Origin of the sequence: Rhizobium sullae (assembly GCF_025200715.1) — a bacterium.
Taxonomy (GTDB): domain Bacteria; phylum Pseudomonadota; class Alphaproteobacteria; order Rhizobiales; family Rhizobiaceae; genus Rhizobium; species Rhizobium sullae.
In genome coordinates, this window is the sequence record NZ_CP104143.1 from 1,958,652 (window position 1) to 1,979,473 (window position 20,822).

The window sequence follows — 20,822 nt, forward strand, 5'->3', positions numbered from 1 at the left end:
TGGTCAGCCCTCGATCAGAGCCCGCACGTGGGTCAGGACTACCCCCACCGTCGAGTCCGACAATTTGCCGATCGTTTCGACATGGCGGCTTTCCACCGTGGCGATTTTCACCGGACGGACGACCGAGGGAGCGGGCAAACCAGAAGCGACGTAATCGGGAATCGCGACATCGCCATTCCAGGGTCGGTTCTCCGCTGAAGTGATCATCACGACCCAGAGCAGCGCAGCGTTTTCACCGATCTGACCAGCCGATACGACGAGCGCCGGCCTGCGCTGGCGGGTGTCGCGATCAGTGGAGGGAAAAGGCACGCGAACGATGTCGCCCTGCTTAAAGATCGGCATAGGCTCTGCGATCCGCCTCGCTGTCCCATTCGGAGAAAGTGCCGAATGGATCTTCCAATGGCGTCTCATGTGGAGCGCGCGATATCGTCACCCGGCCGTTGGCCTCCAAAGTATAGATGATCGAGTCCCCTTCCTTCAGATGAAGGGCCGTGCGGACAGCTTGCGGTATCGTCGTCTGTGCCTTGCTCGTCAATTTGCTGGCAATCATAGGGTCTCACCTCCATGCGGAAGGTAAGGAATTTCCTTACGGAATGCAAGGTGCTCCATATTTGTCCGAGCATACAAACAAAAACGGCGCCCGCATTCCAGCGGCGCCGTCGTTCGATTAAATCTTGCAGCCTTTTCAGCGGCCGCCGAGGTCCCGCACCGCACCGCGGTCCGCGCTCGTCGCGAAGGCCGCGTAGGCCTTCAGTGCCGTCGTGACGTTGCGCCTGCGGTGTTCGGCCGGGTGCCAACCCTTCTCTTCCTGCTCGGAACGGCGGGTCGCAAGCTCGGCGTCGCTGACACGCAGGCTGATTGTTCGGTTGGGAATGTCGATATCGATCATGTCGCCGGGACGCACGAGGCCGATCGTGCCGCCGTTTGCCGCTTCAGGCGAAGCGTGGCCGATCGAGAGGCCGGAAGTGCCGCCGGAGAAGCGGCCATCGGTGATCAGCGCGCAGGCCTTGCCGAGACCTTTCGACTTCAGGTAGCTGGTCGGATAGAGCATTTCCTGCATGCCGGGGCCACCCTTCGGGCCCTCGTAGCGGATCACGACCACATCGCCCGCCACGACTTCGTTGCTGAGAATGCCCTTCACGGCCGCATCCTGGCTTTCGAAGACCTTGGCCGGACCGGAGAATTTCAGGATCGATTCATCGACGCCCGCGGTCTTGACGATGCAGCCGTCGAGCGCGAGGTTGCCCTTGAGGACCGCCAAGCCGCCATCCTTCGAGAACGGATGTTCGACCGAGCGGATGACGCCATTTTCGCGGTCGGTATCCAGCTCGTCCCAGCGGGCACTCTGGCTGAAGGCGACCTGGGTCGGGATGCCGCCGGGGGCCGCGCGATAAAAATCGCGAACCGTCTCGCTGCTGGTGCGGGTGATGTCCCAGTGGTCGATGGCATCGCCCAGCGTCTCGGCATGAACGGTCGGGCAATCGCGGTTCAGCAGGCCGCCCTTGTCGAGTTCGCCGAGGATCGACATGATGCCGCCGGCGCGGTGGACGTCTTCCATGTGCACGTCGGCCTTGGCGGGCGCGACCTTGGAGAGGCAGGGCACGCGGCGCGACAACGCGTCGATGTCCGCCAGCGTAAAATCGACCTCGCCTTCATGGGCGGCAGCCAGAATGTGCAGAACGGTGTTTGTCGAGCCGCCCATGGCGATATCGAGCGTCATGGCGTTTTCGAATGCCTGCTTCGAGGCGATCCTGCGCGGCAGGGCCATTTCGTCGTCCTGTTCGTAGTAACGGCGGGCGAGATCGACGATCAGGTGGCCGGCCTCTACGAAGAGGCGCTTGCGGTCCGCATGGGTTGCAAGCGTCGAGCCGTTGCCGGGCAGCGACAGGCCGAGCGCTTCTGTCAGGCAGTTCATGGAATTGGCCGTGAACATGCCGGAGCACGAGCCGCAGGTCGGACAGGCCGAGCGCTCGATCGTCTGAACATCCTCGTCACTCATCTTGTCGTCGGCTGCGGCAACCATGGCATCGACCAGATCGAGCGCATGCGTCTTGCCCTGCAGAATCACCTTGCCGGCTTCCATCGGGCCGCCGGAAACGAAGACAGTCGGGATGTTGAGGCGCAGCGACGCCATCAGCATGCCGGGGGTGATCTTGTCGCAGTTCGAGATGCAGACCATGGCGTCGGCGCAATGGGCGTTGACCATGTACTCGACGCTGTCGGCGATCAGTTCGCGCGACGGCAGCGAATAGAGCATGCCATCATGGCCCATGGCGATGCCGTCGTCGACGGCGATCGTGTTGAACTCCTTGGCAACACCGCCGGCCGCTTCGATCTCGCGGGCGACGAGCTGGCCGAGGTCCTTGAGGTGCACGTGGCCGGGCACGAACTGGGTGAAGGAATTCACCACCGCGATGATCGGCTTGCCGAAGTCCGAATCCTTCATGCCCGTCGCGCGCCAAAGGCCGCGCGCGCCCGCCATATTGCGGCCGTGGGTCGTGGTTCTGGAACGGTAAGCTGGCATCGGTTTCTTCCTCGATCTGCGGAAATTGCGCGGACGATGCGGGACGGCAAGAAAGCTTGCAGGCCGGCAGTCGCTGCACTTTGGAATTGTCCTAATCCAATCGGCGAGGGCTGTCACTACCGGCAAGGGCAAATCCGGTACGCCGCCGGTTTGCGCCCATCGGACATATACGGCGGGTCGCAGCCTTTTGTTACAAGCTATTCCATCACACCCGAACACAAAAAATTGGCTTCCCGAATGCAATCTTCAAGGCCTACACAGTCATCCAAAGACGCTGCTGATGCGTTTATTGAGATATCGGGCCGTTCCTGCCCAGGAGGATTTCGAAATGCCGGCTTATTATCCGCCAAAGATCCCGTCTTCGGAGATCACGCCGCGCCAGGTCTATCTCCGCCGCCGCGAGTTTCTCGGGGCTGCAACACTCGGCGCCGTGGCGCTCTATGGGGCCGGCAAGGCAAGCGCCGCGGCACTTTCCGTCATCGAGAGCAAGTACAAGGTCGACGAGAAGACGACGCCGCTGAAGGATGTGACGACCTATAACAACTTCTACGAATTCGGCCTCGACAAGGGAGACCCCGCAGCGCTTTCCGGCGACTTCAAGCCCCTGCCCTGGACCGTCGAGATCGACGGAATGGTCGCCAAGCCAGGGTCCTTCGACATCGAAGCGCTCATCAAGGAATTCCCGATCGAGGAGCGCATCTATCGCATGCGCTGCGTCGAGGCCTGGTCGATGGTAATCCCGTGGGACGGCTTCCCGCTCGCAGCCCTGCTCGACAAGGTGGAGCCGCTGGGCAGCGCCAAATACGTCGCCTTCGAAACCGTCGTCCGTCCGGACGAGATGCCGGGCCAGAAGGGCATCTTCCAATCGCTCGAATGGCCCTATGTCGAGGGCCTGCGCCTCGACGAAGCCCGTCATCCGCTGACGCTGCTTGCCGTGGGGCTCTACGGCCAGACGCTGCCGAACCAGAACGGCGCGCCGATCCGCCTGGTCGTGCCGTGGAAATACGGCTTCAAGGGCATCAAGTCGATCGTGAAGATCACGCTCACCGACCAGCAGCCGAAGAACACCTGGCAGGTTACCAACCCGCAGGAATACGGCTTCTATGCCAACGTCAACCCGGCGGTCGACCATCCGCGCTGGAGCCAGGCGAGCGAACGCCGCATCGGCGAAAGCGGCTTCTTCGGTGCCAGCCGCCATCCGACGCTGCCCTTCAACGGCTACGCCGATGAGGTCGCGAGCCTCTATGCCGGCATGGACCTGAAGGCGAATTTCTGATGGCTGAATTTCCGCTCGCGCTACCGAAACGCTGGCAGCCTGCCTCCGTCTGGGCGCTCTATGTCGTGGGTCTCCTGCCTGCCGCCTGGTATTTCTACCTCGGCGCCACAGGCGGGCTCGGCGCCGATCCGGTGAAGATCTTCGAGCTTTTCCTCGGCCTCTGGGCAATCCGCTTCCTGATCTTGACGCTTGCCGTCAGCCCTGCCCGCGAGCTCTTCGGTTGGAACTATTTGCGCTACCGCCGCGCCCTCGGTCTGCTCTGTTTCTACTATGTCGCGATGCACTTCACCGTCTACATGGTGCTCGACCAAGCCTTCATCATTCAAGCTGTCATCGACGATGTCGTGAAACGCCCCTTCATCATGTTCGGCATGGCGGGCATGACGCTGCTCATTCCGCTTGCGTTGACATCCAACAATTTCTCGATCCGCCGTCTCGGCCCGAACTGGGTCCGCCTCCACCGCCTCGTCTATATCGTGGCCGCCTGTGGCGCGCTGCATTTCGCGCTGTCGACCAAGGTCCTCAGCCTCGAGCAATATATCTATGTCAGCCTGCTGATCTTCTTGATCCTCTACCGCTCCTGGCGGCCGATCGCGCGCAGCAGGAAGCGCGGGCAACAGAAGGCACGAACCGGAGTCCCCGCAGCGGTTTCCTGACCTTGGAGCGACATCTTTGCAGCCGACCTCAACAAGGCTTGACGCTACGGTGCCCCCGTGTGACCGAGCAGTCAGTTCCGAAAATAGCCGTGCATGGGGCCGAGCACCGCGCTTGGACTTGATCTTCCTTGTACTCGTCGTCGTCCTATTTCCGTTCGATCGCAGTTGCGCTTCTCTTCGCTCGCTATGACCAGCTTACGGTGGGACTTGCACCCGCAAGAATGCGCCCATGCTGGGCGCATAACAAAAACAGCCGGGCTTCTCAGCCCGGCTGTTCTGCTTCCGGCGAACCGGGCAATATTAAGCGGCGACGGCCTGCTCTTCGGCAGCGGTGCGGGCCTTGTCGGCTGCGCCCTTGGCGAAGGTGTCGCGGTCAACGAATTCGATGACGGCGAGAGCGGCGTTGTCGCCCTGGCGGAAGCCGGCCTTCATGATACGCAGGTAGCCGCCGTGGCGGGTTGCGTAGCGCGAAGCGATCGTGTCGAAGAGTTTCGCAACGACAGCGGCGTCCTTGATCTGCGAGATCGCCTGACGGCGGGCGTGCAGGTCGCCGCGCTTGCCGAGCGTGACGAGCTTTTCAACGATCGGACGGATTTCCTTTGCCTTCGGCAGGGTCGTCACGATCTGCTCATGCGTGATGAGCGAAGCCGCCATGTTGGCGAACATCGCCTTGCGGTGGCTTGCGGTTCTGTTCAGCTTGCGGCCGGCTTTACCGTGGCGCATGGCTATTCTCCTTCACATGCAGGCATCTCGCCCGCCGTTTGATGGTGTTAGTACTGGTCTTCATACCGCTTGGCGAGATCTTCGATGTTCTCGGGCGGCCATGCCGGCACTTCCATGCCGAGGTGCAGCCCCATGGAAGCGAGAACTTCCTTGATTTCGTTCAGCGACTTGCGACCAAAATTCGGCGTGCGGAGCATTTCTGCTTCGGTCTTCTGAATGAGGTCGCCGATGTAGACGATGTTGTCGTTCTTTAGGCAGTTTGCCGAGCGGACCGACAGTTCGAGTTCGTCTACCTTCTTGAGGAGCGCCGGGTTGAAAGCGAGTTCGGTGACTGCTTCTTCTTCGGTTTCCTTCTGCGGCTCGTCGAAGTTGACGAAGACGCCAAGCTGGTCCTGGAGGATGCGAGCCGCAAAAGCGACGGCATCTTCGCCGGTAATCGAGCCATCGGTTTCGATGGTCATCGACAGCTTGTCGTAGTCGAGAACCTGTCCTTCGCGGGTATTTTCAACCTTGTAGGACACCTTCTTGACCGGCGAATAGAGGCTGTCGACCGGGATGAGACCGATCGGAGCATCTTCCGCACGGTTGCGTTCGGCCGGAACGTAGCCCTTGCCGTTGTTGACGGTGAATTCCATGCGGATTTCGGCGCCCTCATCGAGCGTGCAAATCACATGCTCGGGGTTGAGGATTTCAATATCGCCGACCGTCTGGATGTCGCCAGCCGTCACAACGCCCGGGCCCTGCTTGCGGACGACCATGCGCTTTGCGTCATCGCCATCCATCTTGATGGCGATTTCCTTGATGTTGAGCACGATATCCGTCACGTCTTCGCGGACGCCCGGAATCGAGGAGAATTCGTGCAGCACGCCGTCGATCTGCACGGCCGTCACAGCGGCACCGCGCAGCGACGAGAGCAGAACGCGGCGAAGCGCGTTGCCGAGAGTCAGGCCGAAACCGCGCTCCAGCGGCTCTGCAACGAGCGTCGCCTTGATGCGCGAGCTCGAAGCGAACTCGACCTTGTTCGGCTTGATCAATTCCTGCCAGTTCTTCTGAATCATTGTTTTGCCTTCCGTTCGTTGCCACCATCCAATCGTGGCAACCGAGCTTGAGAAGCACCGGGAGCGTCAACAAAACGCTCACCGGTGTTGTGAGTGGCGATGATCAGACGCGGCGCTTCTTGCGCGGGCGGCAGCCATTGTGCGGGATCGGCGTCACGTCGCGGATGGACGTGATCATGAAACCGGCAGCCTGGAGCGCGCGCAGAGCCGATTCACGGCCAGAACCCGGACCGCAAACTTCGACTTCCAGCGACTTCATGCCATGTTCCTGCGCCTTCTTGGCAGCATCTTCAGCAGCGATCTGGGCCGCGAACGGGGTCGACTTGCGTGAACCCTTGAAGCCCTTGGCACCAGCGGAGGACCAGGCGATCGCGTTGCCCTGCGCGTCAGTGATGGTGATCATCGTGTTGTTGAAGGTCGAGTTGACATGAGCCACACCCGACGAGATGTTTTTACGTTCGCGACGGCGAACGCGGACGGCTTCCTTGGCCATTGTATCCCTTTCCTGGATATCTTCACCGCCGTAATGCCAGCGGCTACACCTTCGAGCCAATAGGATTTAGGCAGTAGGCAATAGGGACTCCCCTCATGCCTGCTGCCTATTGCCTACTGCCTCAAAATTACTTCTTCTTACCAGCGATCGCCTTTGCCGGGCCCTTGCGGGTGCGGGCATTGGTGTGCGTGCGCTGACCGCGAACCGGCAGGCCGCGGCGATGACGCAGGCCGCGGTAGCAGCCGAGGTCCATCAGGCGCTTGATGTTCATCGAGGTTTCGCGACGAAGATCACCTTCGACCTGATAGTCGCGGTCGATCGTTTCGCGGATCTGAAGAACTTCAGCGTCCGTGAGCTGGTGCACGCGGCGATCAGCCGGGATGCCGACCTTCTCGACGATTTCCTGTGCGAATTTCGAACCGATCCCGTGAATGTAGGTCAGCGCGATAACGACGCGCTTCGCAGTCGGGATGTTGACGCCAGCGATACGTGCCACGCCTATTCTCCTTGAGTTCCAGTTGCCATCCGGCAAGAGGGCTTCGATTATGCCGCCCTCCGAAGGGCCGCTCGTGCAAATTTGGGTTCGTAACATGTCAAAACGACCGAACCCGGACTTCCTTGGGAAATCCGCGCCGATCGCATTGAATGTCGCGAGTTGGCGCGGTGTTTAGCGGAATCAGCGCCGAATGGCAACTGGTCCCGCCAAGTTTATTTTCAAAGCTTTACAGCTTCGAAAGAATGGCTTCGATCTCGCGCGTGACGTGATCCATATCGGCCATACCATCCACGCTCTTGAGCTTCCCCTTGGCGTGGTAATAGCCGATCAACGGCGAGGTTTCCTTGTAGTAGACCTGAAGTCGCGCCGTCATCGTCTCCGGATTATCGTCCGGCCGGCGCTTGAAATGCGTCGAACCGCACTTGTCGCAGACGCCTTCGCTGGCCGGAGCCTTGTCGGTGTCGTGGTACACGCTGCCGCACTGCGCGCATGAATAGCGCCCTGCAACACGGCGAATGAGCTCGTCATCGTCGACCTTCAACTCGATGACGACGGACAGGTCGAGACCCTTTGCGCGAAGCATCGCTTCAGTGGCGTCCGCCTGGACCAGCGTCCGGGGAAAGCCGTCGAGGATGAAGCCTTTCGCACAGTCCGGCTGGTCGATGCGTTCGGAGACGATGGCATTGACGACTTCGTCAGGAACCAGTTTGCCCGCCTTCATCAAGGCATCTGCGCGTTTGCCGACCTCGGTTCCGGCGTGAACGGCTGCACGAAGCATATCACCCGTGGAAAGTTGCGGAATGCCGTACTTTTCCACGATCCGCTGGGCCTGGGTTCCCTTGCCCGCACCCGGCGGCCCCAAAAGTATGAGTCTCATCGCCCCCTCTTTCCTCCACGCAACTTCGATTTCTTGATCAGGCCTTCGTACTGCTGTGCGATCAGATGACCCTGGATCTGAGCCACCGTATCAAGAGTTACGCTAACCACGATCAAAAGCGAAGTACCACCAAGGGCTAATGGGATGCCGGTTTGCGACACCAGGATCTCAGGCAGGATGCAGACGAAGACGAGATAGATCGCGCCGATGACCGTGACGCGGGTCAGGACGAAATCGATATACTCGGCGGTGCGCTCGCCCGGACGAATGCCGGGGATGAAGCCGCCGTGCTTCTTCAGGTTATCGGCCGTGTCCTTCGGATTGAAGACGATGGCCGTGTAGAAGAACGCGAAGAAGGCGATCAATGCCGCATAGAGCAGCATGTAGAGCGGCTGGCCATGGCCGAGCGCTGCAACGATCGTGGTTGCCCAGGACGGGAGGGACGTCGTATTGGCAAAGCCCGCCACGGTTGCCGGCAGAAGCAGCAGCGACGAAGCGAAGATTGCCGGAATGACGCCGGAGGTGTTGAGCTTCAGCGGAAGGTGCGACGTATCGCCCTGGAACATGCGGTTGCCCACCTGACGCTTCGGATACTGGATCAGCAGCCGGCGCTGGGCACGTTCAACGAAGACGATGACGGCGATAACGGCGATTGCGATCAGGATGACCGCGAGAATCAGCGACGTCGAAAGCGCGCCGGTGCGGCCGAGCTCGAGGGTACCGGCAAGCGCGCTCGGAAGGCCGGCGGCGATGCCCGCGAAGATGATCAGCGAAATGCCGTTGCCGATGCCGCGCGAGGTGATCTGCTCGCCGAGCCACATCAGGAACATCGTGCCGCCGAGCAGAGTGATGACCGTGGAAACGCGGAAGAACCAGCCCGGATCGACCACGAGGCCGCTGCCGCTTTCAAGGCCGACCGCGATGCCGTAGGCCTGCAGCGCGCCGAGCAGCACCGTTCCGTAGCGGGTGTACTGGTTGATGATCTTGCGGCCCTGTTCGCCTTCCTTCTTCAGGTTTTCGAGCGCCGGCACGACCGAGGTCATCAGCTGCACGATAATGGAGGCGGAGATATAGGGCATGATGCCGAGCGCGAAGATCGCCATGCGCTCGACGGCGCCGCCCGAAAACATGTTGAAGAGGCCGAGAATGCCGCCTGCCTGGCCGCGGAAGGCCTGGGCATAGGCTTCAGGATTCAGGCCCGGAAGCGGAATGTGCGTACCAAGGCGATAGACGAGGAGAGCTGCCAGCGTGAACCACAGGCGCTTCTTGAGATCCTCGGCTTTGGCGAAGGTCGAGAAATTAAGGTTGGAAGCCAACTGTTCCGCTGCAGACGCCATGCGATTCTCCGCGCTACCAATTCGGGCGCTTCGAGCGAGTGCCGGACCCGGAATCGGTATTCAAATTATTCACAACCGGGCTTCGGATGGATTGCTGGCGCAACCTATGCCTCACCCTTGATTTCGTCGAAACCGGCACGCTGCTGTGTGCAACGATGCTGATTCTTGTGAGGCCCACATATGGGAGCAAAATCGCCCGGTGTGAAGCCACCCCGGGCGACATATCATAAGATTATTATTCTGCCGCTGCGGCAGAAAGAAGCGTGATCGAACCGCCGGCCTTTTCGATCTTCTCGACGGCAGGCTTGGAAGCGCCTGCGACTTCGAGCTTGATCTTTGCCTTCAGCTCACCGTCGCCGAGAACGCGAACACCGTCCTTGGCGCGGCGGATCACACCGGCCGCCTTGAGGGCAGCGGCGTCGACAGTCGCCTTGGCGTCTAGCTTGCCGGCGTCGATCGCAGCCTGGATGCGTGCAAGCGAGACGACGGCGAAGTCGTCCTTGAAGATGTTCGTGAAGCCGCGCTTCGGCAGACGGCGGTAGATTGGCATCTGGCCGCCTTCGAAACCGTTGATGGCGACGCCGGAACGGGACTTCTGACCCTTCACACCGCGACCACCGGTCTTGCCGGAGCCCGAACCGATACCGCGGCCGAGGCGCTTACGGCTATGGGTCGAACCTTCGTTATCTTTGATTTCATTGAGTTTCATGATGATAACCTCCGTCTCACTTCTCGTCGACGACGCGAACGAGATGCTGGACAGCACGGATCATGCCGCGAACGGAAGGCGTATCTTCCAGGGTGCGGGTCCGGTGCATCTTGTTGAGGCCGAGGCCGATCAGCGTCTGACGCTGTACTGCCGGCCGACGAATCGGGCTGCCGATCTGCTCGACGGTAACCGTCTTCGCTTCGGTCTTCTTGGTAGCCTTAGCCATGGGTCAGACTCCTCTTATTCTTCAGAGGCGTTGCCGGAGGCGGCACGGCGAGCCTGAAGCGTAGCATACTTGATGCCGCGCTGAGCTGCGATGTCCTTCGGGTGAACCTGGTGCTTCAGGGCGTCGAAGGTTGCGCGAACCATGTTGTACGGGTTCGAGGAACCGGTCGACTTGGCGACAACGTCGTGAACGCCGAGCGTTTCGAAAACGGCGCGCATCGGACCGCCGGCGATGATACCGGTACCGACCTTGGCCGAGCGCAGCAGAACCTTGCCGGCGCCATGGCGGCCATGGACGTCGTGATGCAGCGTGCGGCCTTCACGCAGGGGAACGAAGATCAGCTCGCGCTTGGCGGCTTCTGTTGCCTTGCGGATGGCTTCCGGCACTTCGCGTGCCTTGCCGTGACCGAAGCCTACGCGGCCCTTCTGGTCACCGACGACGACGAGAGCGGCAAAACCGAAACGGCGGCCGCCCTTGACGACTTTGGCGACGCGATTGATCGCGACAAGCTTGTCGACGAATTCGCTGTCGCGCTCTTCGCGGCTCTGGCGATCGTCGCGAGAGCCCCTTCTTTCCTGTGCCATTGTCCTCTTCCTTTTTCTTTTCCGGGTGCAATCGGCAAACAAAACGAGGACCGCATCGGCCTCCCCTGCGGGAGCGTTTGCGGTCCGGTGAAAATCCGGCCGCCGTCAAAGACGTGCGGCCGGAAATCTCTTTAGAAGGTCAGACCGCCTTCGCGGGCTGCATCTGCCAGAGCCTTGATGCGGCCGTGATAGATGAAGGCGCCACGATCGAATACGACTTCGTTGACGCCGGCCTTGGAGGCGCGCTCTGCAACGAGCTTGCCGACGAGGGCAGCTGCTGCGGTGTCGGCACCGGTCTTCAGAGAACCGCGCAGATCCTTGTCGAGCGTGGAGGCAGACGCGAGCGTCTTGCCGGCCACATCATCGATGACCTGAGCGTAGATGTTCTTCGAGGAGCGATGAACCGACAGGCGCGGACGGCCATTGGCCACCGACTTGATTTGACGGCGCACGCGGTTGGCACGACGTGCAAGTGCTTCTTTCCTGCTAGCCATTTCGCGTGATCCTTACTTCTTCTTGCCTTCTTTGCGGACGATACGCTCGTCAGCATACTTCACGCCCTTGCCCTTGTAGGGCTCGGGGCCGCGGTACTCGCGGATTTCCGCTGCAACCTGGCCGACCTGCTGCTTGTTGATGCCCGTGACGACGATTTCCGTCGGCTTCGGAACAGCGATCGAGATACCGACCGGCGGCTCATAGACCACGTCGTGGCTGAAGCCGAGAGCCAGCTGCAGGTTCTTGCCCTGCAAGGATGCACGGTAACCGACGCCGTTGATTTCGAGCTTGCGCTCGTAACCGTCCTTGACGCCCTTGAAGATGTTCTCGATCATCGTGCGGGACATACCCCACTTTGCGCGAGCATCCTTGGTCTGGTTGAGCGGCGTGACCACGACCGCATTATCTTCGAGCTTTACGCCGACTTCGTCGTTTGCGACGAAGAACAGCTCGCCCTTCGGGCCCTTTGCAGTAACCTTCTGGCCATCGACCGTAGCCGTGATCCCAGCAGGTACCTGAACGGGCTTCTTACCGATACGAGACATGTTTCAATCCTGTCTGTTCGCTATGGAGATCCCTGCCCTGTCTTAGAAGACAGAGCAAAGAACCTCGCCACCAACGTTCTGTTCGCGAGCCTGGTGATCGGCCATCACACCCTTCGGGGTCGAAAGGATGGTGATGCCGAGGCCGTTCGCAACCTGCGGAATGGACTTGACCGAGACATAAACCCGGCGGCCCGGCTTGGACACACGGCCGATCTCACGGATCACCGATGTGCCTTCGTAGTACTTCAGCTCGATGCTGAGTTCCGACTTGCCATTGCCGAAATCGACAACGGAATAGCCACGGATGTAGCCTTCGGACTGCAGAACATCAAGAACGCGTGCACGGAGCTTGGACGCAGGCGTCGAAACCGACGACTTGCGGCGGGAAGCGCCGTTGCGGATGCGAGTGAGCATATCGCCCAACGGATCAGTCATTGTCATCTAACCTGCTCCTTACCAGCTCGACTTGACGATGCCCGGCACCTTGCCGAGATTGCCCAGTTCACGCAGCGCGATACGCGACATGCGCAGTTTGCGGTAGTACGCGCGCGGGCGGCCCGATACTTCGCAACGGTTGCGAATGCGGGTCTTTGATCCATCGCGCGGCAGGGATGCCAGCTTGATCGAGGCCTTGAACCGCTCGTCGATCGGAAGAGACTGGTTCATGATGATCGCCTTCAGGGCTGCGCGCTTGGCAGCCTGATTTGCGACCGTAGTACGGCGGCGCTTGTTCTTTTCAACTGCGCTTGTCTTCGCCATGTCAGGTTCCTTTTCTACGCTCGTCGTTACGGTTACTGACGGAACGGGAAGTTGAACTCTGTCAGCAGAGCCCGCGCTTCGTCGTCCTTCGTTGCCGTCGTGCAAACGATGATGTCCATGCCCCACATCTGATCAACCTTGTCGTAGTTGATCTCAGGGAACACAATGTGTTCCTTGATGCCCATGGCGAAGTTGCCACGGCCGTCAAAGCTCTTCGGGTTCAGGCCGCGGAAGTCGCGAACGCGCGGAAGCGCGATGTTCACGAGACGGTCCAGGAACTCGTACATGCGGGCGCCGCGCAGGGTAACCTTGGCGCCGATCGGCATCTGCTCGCGGACCTTGAAGCCAGCGATGGAGTTGCGTGCACGGGTGATGACCGCCTTCTGGCCAGCGATCGCTGCCAGGTCGGCTGCGGCAACCGTCGGCTTCTTCGAATCAGCCGTGGCTTCGCCAATACCCATGTTGATTACGATCTTGTCGAGCTTCGGGATCTGCATCTCATTGGCGTAGGAGAACTTCTCCTGCATCGCCTTGCGAATGCGCTCGACATATTCCTTCTTGAGCCGCGGCTCGTATTTTGCCTCAGCCATCGATCACATCTCCAGAACGCTTGGCCACACGGACCTTCTTGCCGTCAACGACCTTGAAACCGACACGAGTCGGCTTGCCGTCCTTGTCGACGATTGCAACGTTTGACAGGTGAACCGAGGCTTCCTTGCTGATGATGCCGGCTTCCTGCGACTGCGTCTGGCGCTGATGGCGCTTGACGACGTTGACGCCACGGACGACCGCGCGATCTTCCTTCGGAAGAACCTGAAGGACTTCGCCGGTACGGCCCTTGTCCTTGCCTGCGAGCATGACGACCTTGTCGCCTTTACGAATCTTCTGCATCGTTCCCGCTCCTTACAGTACTTCGGGAGCCAGCGAGATGATCTTCATGTGGTTCTTGGCGCGAAGTTCGCGCGGAACCGGTCCGAAGATACGGGTGCCGATCGGCTCTTTCTTGTTGTCGATGAGGACTGCTGCATTCGTGTCGAAGCGGATGACACTGCCATCTACGCGACGGATTTCCTTGGCGGTACGAACAACCACCGCCTTCATCACGTCACCCTTCTTCACGCGGCCGCGCGGGATCGCTTCCTTGATCGAAACGACGATGACGTCGCCGATCGAGGCATACTTGCGCTTTGAGCCGCCCAGCACCTTGATGCACATGACACGACGCGCGCCGGAATTATCCGCGACGTCGAGGTTTGTTTGCATCTGAATCATATCAGGTCGCCTTCTTGTTTTACCGGAATGGTTGGGCTTTCGCCCCCTACCCCGGCTCATGAAAATTGTCAGCCCACCGAACCCGCCTCAAGGACGGGTACAGACACGGCAATAGCTTGAATAGCGCGGGAAAAATCGTGCCAAGGTGGTTTCCCGACGGGACCTTCCATGCGCTCAAAGCAAAAGAACGCCCGGCATTCGAGCGTTCTGACGCTGCTTCATACAGAAATTTCAGCGAGACGCAAGGCCTCGCACAAAATTCTGTTACTTGCCCTGGGCGGAAATGACCGTCCAGCGCTTGTCCTTGGAGATCGGTGCGCATTCCTCGATGGATACGGTATCGCCGATCTTATACTGGTTGTTCTCGTCGTGGGCCTTGTACTTCTTGGAACGACGAACGGTCTTCTGAAGCAGCGGGTGAGCGAAACGGCGCTCAACGCGAACTACGACAGTCTTCTCGTTCTTGTCGCCAACGACAACGCCCTGCAGAATGCGCTTCGGCATGTTCTTTTTCCTTTACGCCTTTGCTTCTGCCGCCTTCTGGCGGGCAATGGTTTTCACGCGGGCGATGTCCTTGCGGACTTCGTTGATGCGCGAGGACTTTTCGAGCTGACCGGTTGCCTTCTGGAAGCGCAGGTTGAACTGCTCCTTCTTGAGGTTGGCGAGCTTGTCCTTGAGCTGATCGGCCGTGAGGCCGCGGACTTCTTCGGCTTTCATCTGCCTCTCCTTACTCTGCAATGCGCTGAACGAAACGCGTCTTGACCGAGAGTTTGGCCGAGCCGAGACGAAGCGCCTCGCGGGCGATTTCTTCGGTGACGCCGTCGATCTCGAACATCATTCGGCCAGGCTTGACCTTGCATGCCCAATATTCGACGGAGCCCTTACCCTTACCCATGCGGACTTCGGTCGGCTTTGCGGTTACCGGAACGTCCGGGAACACGCGGATCCATACACGGCCGGCGCGCTTCATGTAGCGCGTGATCGCGCGGCGGGCCGCTTCGATTTCACGTGCGTTGACGCGGTTGGGCTCCTGAGCCTTCAGGCCGAATTCACCGAAGGCGAGGTCGGAACCACCCTTGGCGACGCCCTTGATGCGGCCCTTGAATTGCTTGCGGTACTTGGTACGCTTTGGCTGCAACATTTTCTTATTCTCCGAACTTATCTGCCACCAACGCTATTAAGCGTTGTCGCGGCGACGATCGCGGTCACGGCTTGCCGGACCCTGAGCGTCACCCTCGAGTGCGCGGCGCTCGGAGGCCATCGGATCGTGCTCAAGGATTTCGCCCTTGAAGATCCAGACCTTGATGCCGCAGATGCCGAATGCGGTTTCGGCTTCAGCCGTACCGTAGTCGATGTCCGCACGCAGGGTGTGCAGCGGAACGCGGCCTTCGCGGTACCATTCGGTACGAGCGATTTCCGCACCGCCGAGACGGCCTGCGCAGGTGATCCTGATGCCTTCGGCGCCAAGACGCATTGCAGACTGAACAGCACGCTTCATGGCGCGGCGGAAGGCCACGCGGCGTTCCAGCTGCTGGGCGATCGACTGGGCGACGAGCGTCGCGTCGACTTCCGGCTTGCGCACTTCGACGATGTTGAGGTGCGTTTCCGAGTTCGTCATGTCCGACAGCTTCTTGCGGAGCTTGTCGATGTCTGCACCCTTCTTGCCGATGATCAGACCCGGACGAGCCGAGTGGATCGTGACGCGGCACTTCTTGTGCGGACGCTCGATGACGACCTTTGCAATACCAGCCTGCTTCAGTTCGCTCATGACGAACTTACGCATCTTCAGGTCTTCGTGCAGCAGCTGACCGTATTCGGCATTGTCCGCGAACCAGCGGCTATCCCAGGTACGGTTGATGCCAAGACGGAAACCGATTGGATTGATTTTCTGACCCATTATGCGGCCTCCTCTTGTGCCTGCACTTCGCGGACGACTATCGTCAGGTGCGCGAACGGCTTCTCGATGCGAGATGCACGGCCGCGGCCACGAGCGTGGAAGCGCTTCATGACGATCGACTTGCCGACATAGGCTTCCGCCACGACCAGCGAGTCAACGTCGAGATCATGGTTGTTCTCGGCGTTGGCGATCGCAGATTCGAGCGTCTTCCTGACGGCGCCTGCGATGCGCTTGCGGGAGAATTCCAGCTCAGCGAGTGCACGGTCAACCTTCTTGCCGCGGATGGTCGCAGCAACCAGGTTGAGCTTCTGTGGGCTGACGCGGAGCGTGCGGGCGACTGCTTGCGCCTCGTTGTCCTTCAGCCGGCGTTCGGCTTTTGCCTTGCCCATTGTTACTTCCTCTTTGCCTTCTTGTCCGCACCGTGACCGTAATAGGTCCGGGTCGGAGAGAATTCACCGAATTTGTGGCCGACCATGTCTTCATTGACGCTGACCGGAACATGCTTGCTGCCGTTGTAGACGCCGAAGGTGAGACCGACGAACTGCGGCAGGATCGTGGAGCGACGGCTCCAGATCTTGATTACTTCTGCACGTCCGCCTTCACGAACCTTCTCAGCCTTCTTGAGAAGATAGCCGTCAACGAACGGACCTTTCCATACTGAACGAGCCATTGGAGACTTCCTCTCTTACTTCTTACGCTGATGACGCGAGCGCATGATCATCTTGTCGGTCGACTTGTTCGACCGGGTACGCTTGCCCTTGGTCGGCTTGCCCCACGGGCTAACCGGATGACGGCCACCCGACGTGCGGCCTTCACCACCGCCGTGCGGATGGTCGACAGGGTTCATCACGACACCGCGGTTATGCGGACGCTTGCCGCGCCAGACAGTACGACCGGCCTTGCCATCATTGATGTTGCCGTGGTCCGGGTTCGAAACCGCACCGATCGACGCCAGGCAGCTGCCGTGCACGAGGCGCTGTTCGCCGGAGTTGAGGCGAAGGATAGCCATGCCAGCGTCGCGGCCGACGAGCTGTGCGTAACCGCCAGCCGAACGTGCGATCTGACCGCCCTTGCCCGGCTTCATTTCCACGTTGTGGATGATGGAGCCGACCGGGATGAACTGCAGCGGCATGGTGTTGCCGGGCTTCACGTCGACAGCCTTCTCCGAAGCGATAACCTTGTCGCCGGCAGCAAGGCGCTGCGGAGCGAGGATATAGGCCTTTTCGCCGTCGGCGTAGGTGACGAGCGCGATGAACGCGGTGCGGTTCGGGTCGTATTCGATACGCTCGACGGTGCCTTCGACGTCGAACTTGCGACGCTTGAAGTCGACCAGACGATACGTACGCTTGTGACCGCCGCCGATGAAGCGGGCCGTGATGCGGCCGAGGTTGTTACGACCGCCGCTTTTCGTCAGGCCTTCCGTCAGCGCCTTGACCGGCTTGCCCTTGTAGAGCGAGGAGCGATCGACGATGACCAGCTGGCGCTGGCTCGGGGTTGTAGGATTGAATGTTTTCAATGCCATTTTCTTATTCCTCAGAGACCGGTGGAGACGTCGATCGTCTGGCCTTCAGCCAGAGTGACGACAGCCTTCTTCACGTCCTTCTGCTTGCCGACAAAACCTTTGAAACGCTTGGTCTTGCCCTTGCGGAGCAGAGTGTTGACGGCCGTGACTTTGACGCCGAAGAGCGCCTCGACTGCAGCCTTGATTTCCGGCTTCGTGGCCGCCTTGGCGACATTGAAAACAACCTGGTTGTTTTCCGATACCAGCGTGGACTTTTCGGTGATCGCCGGCGAGACGATCACATCATAGTGGCGAAGATCGGTCACTTGAATCGCTCCTCTAGCGCTTCAACGGCTGCCTTGGAAAGCACGAGCTTGCCGCGGCGCACGATGTCGTAAACGTTGATGCCCTGGATCGGCAGAACATCGATGTTCGGGATGTTCTTTGCTGCAAGCTTGAAGTTGCCATCAAGCTCAGCGCCGCCAATGAAGAGCGCATTGGTCAGGCCCAGCGTCTCGAAAACGGAGGCGAGAGCCTTGGTCTTTGCTTCAGCAGCGACCAGGTTGTCGATGACGATGACATCATCGGACTTCAGTTTTGCCGACAGAGCGAGACGCAGGCCGAGAGCGCGAACCTTCTTCGGAAGGTCGTGTTCGTGGCTGCGAACAACCGGGCCGTGAGCCTTGCCACCGCCGCGGAACTGCGGAGCGCGAGCTGAATGGTGACGAGCGCGGCCCGTACCCTTCTGCTTGTACATCTTGGCGCCGGTGCGCCAGACTTCGGCGCGGCCCTTGGTCTTGTGCGTGCCCTGCTGCTTCTTGGCAAGCTGCCAGCGGATAACGCGGGCGAGAATGTCTTCGCGGGGCTCGAGGCCGAAAATCGCATCAGAAAGAGAAACCTTCCCTGCGTCTTTTCCCTCGAGGGTCTTGACGTTGAATTCCATTGGTCCGGCTCCCTTACTTCGCTGCCGACTTGACGGCATCGCGCACGATGATCCAGGCACCCTTGGAACCCGGTACTGCACCCTTGATCAGGATCAGACCGCGATCTTCATCGGTCGAAACCACTTCCAGGTTCTGAGTCGTTACGCGCGTCTGGCCCATGTGACCAGCCATCTTCTTGTTCTTGAAAACCTTGCCCGGATCCTGGCGCGAACCCGTCGAACCATGCGAGCGGTGCGAAACGGACACACCGTGCGTGGCGCGCAGACCGCCGAAGCCGTGGCGCTTCATGGCGCCGGCAAAGCCCTTACCGATGGTCGTACCCGTCACGTCGACGAGCTGACCTGCAGCGAAGTGACCAGCCTTGATCTCCGTGCCGACTTCCAGCAGATTGTCTTCCGTCACGCGGAATTCAGCAAGCTTGGCCTTCGGCTCGACGTTGGCAACGGCAAAGTTGCCGCGCATCGCCTTGGACGTGTTTTTAACCTTCGCCTGGCCAGCACCGAGCTGAACTGCGGTATAGCCATTCTTTTCGACGGTGCGCGTAGAAACGACCTGGCAGCCTTCCATACGCAATACCGTTACCGGGACATGCTCGCCGGCGTCGTTGTAGACGCGGGTCATTCCCACCTTCTGTGCAATCACACCTGAACGCATCGGTTCAATCCTTCCAAATCCGCTCGAGCCAGGCTCAGAGCTTGATCTCAACATCGACACCGGCGGCGAGATCGAGCTTCATCAGCGCGTCTACCGTCTGCGGGGTCGGGTCTACGATGTCGAGGAGGCGCTTATGCGTGCGCATCTCGAACTGCTCGCGGCTCTTCTTGTCGATGTGCGGGGACCGGTTGACCGTAAACTTCTCGATGCGGGTCGGAAGCGGAACGGGGCCCCGGACACTTGCGCCGGTGCGCTTCGCCGTCGACACAATCTCGCGCGTGGAAGCATCGAGAATTCGGTGATCGAACGCCTTCAGGCGAATGCGGATATTTTGGCCGTTCATTCGACGTTATCCTTGTCTTTGTTACTCCGCGTGCCAGCAAAACGGCACGGGCTGTTCTTCTTTTCCTAAGGCGGACCACCGGTTTCAAAGATCGAAGGGGACACCGAAACGAGGTCCCTTTCCAGTCTCCGGGCCTTAAGGCCCACCTTATCTGTTCATTGCCTGCCTCGAAGCCGAAGCAGAAGCAAATCGCGCTCGCGCGCCATTTGCTACATTTTTATGTCATAAGCAAGCGGCCCTGAGGCCGCTTGCTTAAAAGATTACTCGACGATGCTGGCGACGATGCCGGCGCCGACGGTGCGGCCGCCTTCGCGGATGGCAAAGCGCAGCTTTTCTTCCATGGCGATCGGCACGATCAGCTCGACGTCAACCGTGACGTTATCGCCCGGCATCACCATTTCCGTGCCTTCCGGCAGCGTCACGATGCCCGTCACGTCCGTCGTGCGGAAGTAGAACTGCGGGCGGTAGTTCGTGAAGAACGGCGTATGACGGCCGCCTTCTTCCTTCGTCAGGATGTAGGCTTCGGCCTTGAACTTCTTGTGCGGCTTCACCGAACCCGGCTTGCACAGAATCTGGCCGCGCTCGACGCCGTCACGGTTCACGCCGCGGATCAGCGCGCCGATGTTGTCGCCGGCCTGGCCCTGGTCGAGCAGCTTGCGGAACATTTCAACGCCGGTCACCGTCGTCTTCGAGGTCGGGCGGATGCCGACGATTTCGACTTCCTCGCCAACCTTGACGATGCCGCGCTCGACGCGACCGGTGACGACCGTGCCGCGGCCCGAGATCGAGAACACGTCTTCGATCGGCATCAGGAACGGCTGGTCGATCGGACGCTCCGGCGTCGGGATGTAGGCGTCGACCTGGGCCATCAGCTCGCGGATCGCGTCTTCGCCGATCGTCTTGTCGGAATCTTCAAGTGCGGCCAGCGCCGAACCCTTGACCACCGGGATGTCGTCGCCCGGGAAGTCGTAGGACGACAGAAGTTCGCGCACTTCCAGCTCGACGAGCTCGAGAAGCTCGGCGTCGTCAACCTGGTCGACCTTGTTCAGGAACACGACGATCGCCGGAACGCCGACCTGGCGGGCGAGCAGGATGTGTTCGCGGGTCTGCGGCATCGGGCCGTCAGCAGCCGAGCACACCAGGATCGCACCGTCCATCTGCGCCGCACCGGTGATCATGTTCTTCACGTAGTCGGCGTGACCGGGGCAGTCGACGTGCGCGTAGTGGCGGGCAGCCGTCTCGTATTCGACGTGCGCCGTCGAGATCGTGATGCCGCGGGCCTTTTCTTCCGGTGCAGCGTCGATCTGGTCATACGCCTTGTATTCGCCGAAATACTTCGTGATCGCCGCCGTCAGAGACGTCTTGCCGTGGTCAACGTGGCCGATCGTGCCAATGTTAACGTGCGGCTTGTTGCGCTCAAACTTACTCTTTGCCATTTCCGGCTCTCCATTCT

33 protein-coding genes are annotated in these 20,822 nt (G+C 60.2%); 2 read left to right on the forward strand and 31 right to left on the reverse strand.

The features are described from left to right. Nucleotides 1-3: 3 nt before the first annotated feature. The 3 genes from N2599_RS09900 to ilvD form a co-directional block, all read right to left on the reverse strand. Nucleotides 4-342 (reverse strand): type II toxin-antitoxin system PemK/MazF family toxin, encoded by a 339-nt coding sequence (locus tag N2599_RS09900; RefSeq protein ID WP_037141538.1) that lies wholly within the window; start codon nt 340-342, stop codon nt 4-6. Then, the gene (locus tag N2599_RS09905; protein WP_027509279.1) at nt 329-550 is read right to left on the reverse strand and encodes a type II toxin-antitoxin system PrlF family antitoxin; all 222 of its coding nucleotides are present in this window, start codon (nt 548-550) and stop codon (nt 329-331) included. Before N2599_RS09905 ends, N2599_RS09900 begins: the two co-directional genes overlap by 14 nt. Before the next feature lie 135 nt (nt 551-685). Beyond that, complete coding sequence (gene ilvD, locus N2599_RS09910) at nt 686-2,524, reverse strand: dihydroxy-acid dehydratase (protein ID WP_027509278.1); 1,839 nt, start codon at nt 2,522-2,524, stop codon at nt 686-688. A gap of 328 nt (nt 2,525-2,852) precedes the next feature. Here ilvD and msrP point away from each other — a divergent pair, with 328 nt between their 5' ends. Then, complete coding sequence (msrP, locus tag N2599_RS09915; protein WP_027509277.1) at nt 2,853-3,800, forward strand: protein-methionine-sulfoxide reductase catalytic subunit MsrP; 948 nt, start codon at nt 2,853-2,855, stop codon at nt 3,798-3,800. Then, on the forward strand, nt 3,800-4,456 hold the full coding sequence (gene msrQ, locus N2599_RS09920; protein ID WP_027509276.1) for a protein-methionine-sulfoxide reductase heme-binding subunit MsrQ: 657 nt from the start codon (nt 3,800-3,802) through the stop codon (nt 4,454-4,456). Before msrP ends, msrQ begins: the two co-directional genes overlap by 1 nt. Nucleotides 4,457-4,756: 300 nt before the next feature. On the opposite strand, the gene rplQ is transcribed toward msrQ, so the two are convergent. The 28 genes from rplQ to tuf form a co-directional block, all read right to left on the reverse strand. After that, nucleotides 4,757-5,179, reverse strand: coding sequence for a 50S ribosomal protein L17 (rplQ, locus tag N2599_RS09925; RefSeq protein WP_027509275.1), 423 nt, complete (start codon nt 5,177-5,179; stop codon nt 4,757-4,759). 47 nt (nt 5,180-5,226) lie between these two features. Beyond that, nucleotides 5,227-6,237: a DNA-directed RNA polymerase subunit alpha gene (locus N2599_RS09930; RefSeq protein ID WP_027509274.1), complete on the reverse strand. Its 1,011-nt coding sequence runs from the start codon at nt 6,235-6,237 to the stop codon at nt 5,227-5,229. A gap of 103 nt (nt 6,238-6,340) precedes the next feature. After that, nucleotides 6,341-6,730: a 30S ribosomal protein S11 gene (gene rpsK / locus N2599_RS09935; protein ID WP_022718372.1), complete on the reverse strand. Its 390-nt coding sequence runs from the start codon at nt 6,728-6,730 to the stop codon at nt 6,341-6,343. Nucleotides 6,731-6,857: 127 nt separating this feature from the next. After that, on the reverse strand, nt 6,858-7,226 hold the full coding sequence (gene rpsM, locus N2599_RS09940) for a 30S ribosomal protein S13 (protein ID WP_022718373.1): 369 nt from the start codon (nt 7,224-7,226) through the stop codon (nt 6,858-6,860). A 226-nt stretch (nt 7,227-7,452) separates the two neighbouring features. After that, on the reverse strand, nt 7,453-8,103 hold the full coding sequence (locus N2599_RS09945; RefSeq protein ID WP_027509273.1) for an adenylate kinase: 651 nt from the start codon (nt 8,101-8,103) through the stop codon (nt 7,453-7,455). Continuing rightward, entirely contained in the window at nt 8,100-9,440 is a 1,341-nt protein-coding gene (gene secY / locus N2599_RS09950) for a preprotein translocase subunit SecY (RefSeq protein WP_027509272.1), read from the reverse strand. Before secY ends, N2599_RS09945 begins: the two co-directional genes overlap by 4 nt. Before the next feature lie 235 nt (nt 9,441-9,675). Beyond that, a complete protein-coding gene (gene rplO / locus N2599_RS09955; protein WP_027509271.1) occupies nt 9,676-10,149 on the reverse strand; it encodes a 50S ribosomal protein L15 in 474 nt (157 codons plus the stop codon). 16 nt (nt 10,150-10,165) lie between these two features. Further along, nucleotides 10,166-10,375: a 50S ribosomal protein L30 gene (rpmD, locus tag N2599_RS09960; RefSeq protein ID WP_022718377.1), complete on the reverse strand. Its 210-nt coding sequence runs from the start codon at nt 10,373-10,375 to the stop codon at nt 10,166-10,168. Nucleotides 10,376-10,389: 14 nt separating this feature from the next. Beyond that, the gene (gene rpsE, locus N2599_RS09965) at nt 10,390-10,959 is read right to left on the reverse strand and encodes a 30S ribosomal protein S5 (protein ID WP_027509270.1); all 570 of its coding nucleotides are present in this window, start codon (nt 10,957-10,959) and stop codon (nt 10,390-10,392) included. 131 nt (nt 10,960-11,090) lie between these two features. Further along, nucleotides 11,091-11,453 carry a 50S ribosomal protein L18 gene (gene rplR / locus N2599_RS09970; protein WP_027509269.1) on the reverse strand — a complete coding sequence of 121 codons (363 nt, stop codon included), beginning with the start codon at nt 11,451-11,453 and terminating at the stop codon, nt 11,091-11,093. 12 nt (nt 11,454-11,465) lie between these two features. Beyond that, nucleotides 11,466-11,999, reverse strand: a complete 534-nt coding sequence (gene rplF / locus N2599_RS09975) for a 50S ribosomal protein L6 (RefSeq protein ID WP_027509268.1) — start codon at nt 11,997-11,999, stop codon at nt 11,466-11,468. 42 nt (nt 12,000-12,041) lie between these two features. Then, on the reverse strand, nt 12,042-12,440 hold the full coding sequence (rpsH, locus tag N2599_RS09980) for a 30S ribosomal protein S8 (protein ID WP_022718381.1): 399 nt from the start codon (nt 12,438-12,440) through the stop codon (nt 12,042-12,044). Nucleotides 12,441-12,452: 12 nt separating this feature from the next. Beyond that, nucleotides 12,453-12,758: a 30S ribosomal protein S14 gene (gene rpsN, locus N2599_RS09985; protein WP_027509267.1), complete on the reverse strand. Its 306-nt coding sequence runs from the start codon at nt 12,756-12,758 to the stop codon at nt 12,453-12,455. 32 nt (nt 12,759-12,790) lie between these two features. Further along, nucleotides 12,791-13,348, reverse strand: coding sequence for a 50S ribosomal protein L5 (gene rplE, locus N2599_RS09990; RefSeq protein ID WP_027509266.1), 558 nt, complete (start codon nt 13,346-13,348; stop codon nt 12,791-12,793). Further along, nucleotides 13,341-13,649, reverse strand: a complete 309-nt coding sequence (gene rplX, locus N2599_RS09995; protein ID WP_027509265.1) for a 50S ribosomal protein L24 — start codon at nt 13,647-13,649, stop codon at nt 13,341-13,343. Before rplX ends, rplE begins: the two co-directional genes overlap by 8 nt. A gap of 12 nt (nt 13,650-13,661) precedes the next feature. Beyond that, nucleotides 13,662-14,030 (reverse strand): 50S ribosomal protein L14, encoded by a 369-nt coding sequence (gene rplN / locus N2599_RS10000; protein WP_027509264.1) that lies wholly within the window; start codon nt 14,028-14,030, stop codon nt 13,662-13,664. Nucleotides 14,031-14,294: 264 nt separating this feature from the next. Next, the gene (gene rpsQ, locus N2599_RS10005; RefSeq protein WP_003547557.1) at nt 14,295-14,534 is read right to left on the reverse strand and encodes a 30S ribosomal protein S17; all 240 of its coding nucleotides are present in this window, start codon (nt 14,532-14,534) and stop codon (nt 14,295-14,297) included. Between the two features lie 12 nt (nt 14,535-14,546). Beyond that, the gene (rpmC, locus tag N2599_RS10010) at nt 14,547-14,747 is read right to left on the reverse strand and encodes a 50S ribosomal protein L29 (protein ID WP_022718385.1); all 201 of its coding nucleotides are present in this window, start codon (nt 14,745-14,747) and stop codon (nt 14,547-14,549) included. A gap of 10 nt (nt 14,748-14,757) precedes the next feature. Further along, nucleotides 14,758-15,171, reverse strand: coding sequence for a 50S ribosomal protein L16 (gene rplP / locus N2599_RS10015; protein ID WP_022718386.1), 414 nt, complete (start codon nt 15,169-15,171; stop codon nt 14,758-14,760). A gap of 36 nt (nt 15,172-15,207) precedes the next feature. Beyond that, on the reverse strand, nt 15,208-15,927 hold the full coding sequence (rpsC, locus tag N2599_RS10020) for a 30S ribosomal protein S3 (RefSeq protein WP_027509263.1): 720 nt from the start codon (nt 15,925-15,927) through the stop codon (nt 15,208-15,210). Next, nucleotides 15,927-16,316, reverse strand: a complete 390-nt coding sequence (gene rplV, locus N2599_RS10025; protein ID WP_027509262.1) for a 50S ribosomal protein L22 — start codon at nt 16,314-16,316, stop codon at nt 15,927-15,929. The genes rpsC and rplV overlap by 1 nt, the downstream gene beginning before the upstream one ends. 2 nt (nt 16,317-16,318) lie before the next feature. After that, entirely contained in the window at nt 16,319-16,597 is a 279-nt protein-coding gene (rpsS, locus tag N2599_RS10030; protein ID WP_007531666.1) for a 30S ribosomal protein S19, read from the reverse strand. A gap of 15 nt (nt 16,598-16,612) precedes the next feature. Further along, a complete protein-coding gene (gene rplB, locus N2599_RS10035) occupies nt 16,613-17,449 on the reverse strand; it encodes a 50S ribosomal protein L2 (protein WP_027509261.1) in 837 nt (278 codons plus the stop codon). An 11-nt stretch (nt 17,450-17,460) separates the two neighbouring features. Next, the gene (locus tag N2599_RS10040; RefSeq protein WP_027509260.1) at nt 17,461-17,754 is read right to left on the reverse strand and encodes a 50S ribosomal protein L23; all 294 of its coding nucleotides are present in this window, start codon (nt 17,752-17,754) and stop codon (nt 17,461-17,463) included. Further along, nucleotides 17,751-18,371 carry a 50S ribosomal protein L4 gene (rplD, locus tag N2599_RS10045; protein ID WP_027509259.1) on the reverse strand — a complete coding sequence of 207 codons (621 nt, stop codon included), beginning with the start codon at nt 18,369-18,371 and terminating at the stop codon, nt 17,751-17,753. The genes N2599_RS10040 and rplD overlap by 4 nt, the downstream gene beginning before the upstream one ends. 13 nt (nt 18,372-18,384) lie before the next feature. Further along, complete coding sequence (gene rplC / locus N2599_RS10050) at nt 18,385-19,026, reverse strand: 50S ribosomal protein L3 (protein WP_027509258.1); 642 nt, start codon at nt 19,024-19,026, stop codon at nt 18,385-18,387. A gap of 34 nt (nt 19,027-19,060) precedes the next feature. Next, the gene (rpsJ, locus tag N2599_RS10055; RefSeq protein WP_003547547.1) at nt 19,061-19,369 is read right to left on the reverse strand and encodes a 30S ribosomal protein S10; all 309 of its coding nucleotides are present in this window, start codon (nt 19,367-19,369) and stop codon (nt 19,061-19,063) included. Nucleotides 19,370-19,629: 260 nt separating this feature from the next. Next, complete coding sequence (tuf, locus tag N2599_RS10060; RefSeq protein ID WP_027508614.1) at nt 19,630-20,805, reverse strand: elongation factor Tu; 1,176 nt, start codon at nt 20,803-20,805, stop codon at nt 19,630-19,632. Nucleotides 20,806-20,822: the final 17 nt, after the last annotated feature.

Bases quoted from the DNA above. Each gene is read 5' to 3' on its own strand.
- msrP (WP_027509277.1), top strand. From the start codon at position 2,853: ATGCCGGCTTATTATCCGCCAAAGATCCCGTCTTCGGAGATCACGCCG.
- rpsQ (WP_003547557.1), bottom strand. From the start codon at position 14,534: ATGCCGAAGCGCATTCTGCAGGGCGTTGTCGTTGGCGACAAGAACGAG.
- rplP (WP_022718386.1), bottom strand. From the start codon at position 15,171: ATGTTGCAGCCAAAGCGTACCAAGTACCGCAAGCAATTCAAGGGCCGC.
- rplX (WP_027509265.1), bottom strand. From the start codon at position 13,649: ATGCAGAAGATTCGTAAAGGCGACAAGGTCGTCATGCTCGCAGGCAAG.
- rpsE (WP_027509270.1), bottom strand. From the start codon at position 10,959: ATGGCACAGGAAAGAAGGGGCTCTCGCGACGATCGCCAGAGCCGCGAA.
- rpsS (WP_007531666.1), bottom strand. From the start codon at position 16,597: ATGGCTCGTTCAGTATGGAAAGGTCCGTTCGTTGACGGCTATCTTCTC.
- rpmC (WP_022718385.1), bottom strand. From the start codon at position 14,747: ATGAAAGCCGAAGAAGTCCGCGGCCTCACGGCCGATCAGCTCAAGGAC.
- N2599_RS09905 (WP_027509279.1), bottom strand. From the start codon at position 550: ATGATTGCCAGCAAATTGACGAGCAAGGCACAGACGACGATACCGCAA.
- rpsN (WP_027509267.1), bottom strand. From the start codon at position 12,758: ATGGCGAAGACAAGCGCAGTTGAAAAGAACAAGCGCCGCCGTACTACG.
- rpsK (WP_022718372.1), bottom strand. From the start codon at position 6,730: ATGGCCAAGGAAGCCGTCCGCGTTCGCCGTCGCGAACGTAAAAACATC.
- rplV (WP_027509262.1), bottom strand. From the start codon at position 16,316: ATGGGCAAGGCAAAAGCCGAACGCCGGCTGAAGGACAACGAGGCGCAA.
- rplF (WP_027509268.1), bottom strand. From the start codon at position 11,999: ATGTCTCGTATCGGTAAGAAGCCCGTTCAGGTACCTGCTGGGATCACG.
- rplR (WP_027509269.1), bottom strand. From the start codon at position 11,453: ATGGCTAGCAGGAAAGAAGCACTTGCACGTCGTGCCAACCGCGTGCGC.
- rplO (WP_027509271.1), bottom strand. From the start codon at position 10,149: ATGAAACTCAATGAAATCAAAGATAACGAAGGTTCGACCCATAGCCGT.
- rplD (WP_027509259.1), bottom strand. From the start codon at position 18,371: ATGGAATTCAACGTCAAGACCCTCGAGGGAAAAGACGCAGGGAAGGTT.
- rplQ (WP_027509275.1), bottom strand. From the start codon at position 5,179: ATGCGCCACGGTAAAGCCGGCCGCAAGCTGAACAGAACCGCAAGCCAC.
- rpsC (WP_027509263.1), bottom strand. From the start codon at position 15,927: ATGGGTCAGAAAATCAATCCAATCGGTTTCCGTCTTGGCATCAACCGT.
- N2599_RS09945 (WP_027509273.1), bottom strand. From the start codon at position 8,103: ATGAGACTCATACTTTTGGGGCCGCCGGGTGCGGGCAAGGGAACCCAG.
- secY (WP_027509272.1), bottom strand. From the start codon at position 9,440: ATGGCGTCTGCAGCGGAACAGTTGGCTTCCAACCTTAATTTCTCGACC.
- rpsH (WP_022718381.1), bottom strand. From the start codon at position 12,440: ATGACAATGACTGATCCGTTGGGCGATATGCTCACTCGCATCCGCAAC.
- rplB (WP_027509261.1), bottom strand. From the start codon at position 17,449: ATGGCATTGAAAACATTCAATCCTACAACCCCGAGCCAGCGCCAGCTG.
- msrQ (WP_027509276.1), top strand. From the start codon at position 3,800: ATGGCTGAATTTCCGCTCGCGCTACCGAAACGCTGGCAGCCTGCCTCC.
- rplN (WP_027509264.1), bottom strand. From the start codon at position 14,030: ATGATTCAGATGCAAACAAACCTCGACGTCGCGGATAATTCCGGCGCG.
- ilvD (WP_027509278.1), bottom strand. From the start codon at position 2,524: ATGCCAGCTTACCGTTCCAGAACCACGACCCACGGCCGCAATATGGCG.
- rplE (WP_027509266.1), bottom strand. From the start codon at position 13,348: ATGGCTGAGGCAAAATACGAGCCGCGGCTCAAGAAGGAATATGTCGAG.
- N2599_RS09930 (WP_027509274.1), bottom strand. From the start codon at position 6,237: ATGATTCAGAAGAACTGGCAGGAATTGATCAAGCCGAACAAGGTCGAG.
- rplC (WP_027509258.1), bottom strand. From the start codon at position 19,026: ATGCGTTCAGGTGTGATTGCACAGAAGGTGGGAATGACCCGCGTCTAC.
- tuf (WP_027508614.1), bottom strand. From the start codon at position 20,805: ATGGCAAAGAGTAAGTTTGAGCGCAACAAGCCGCACGTTAACATTGGC.
- N2599_RS09900 (WP_037141538.1), bottom strand. From the start codon at position 342: ATGCCGATCTTTAAGCAGGGCGACATCGTTCGCGTGCCTTTTCCCTCC.
- rpsJ (WP_003547547.1), bottom strand. From the start codon at position 19,369: ATGAACGGCCAAAATATCCGCATTCGCCTGAAGGCGTTCGATCACCGA.
- rpmD (WP_022718377.1), bottom strand. From the start codon at position 10,375: ATGGCTAAGGCTACCAAGAAGACCGAAGCGAAGACGGTTACCGTCGAG.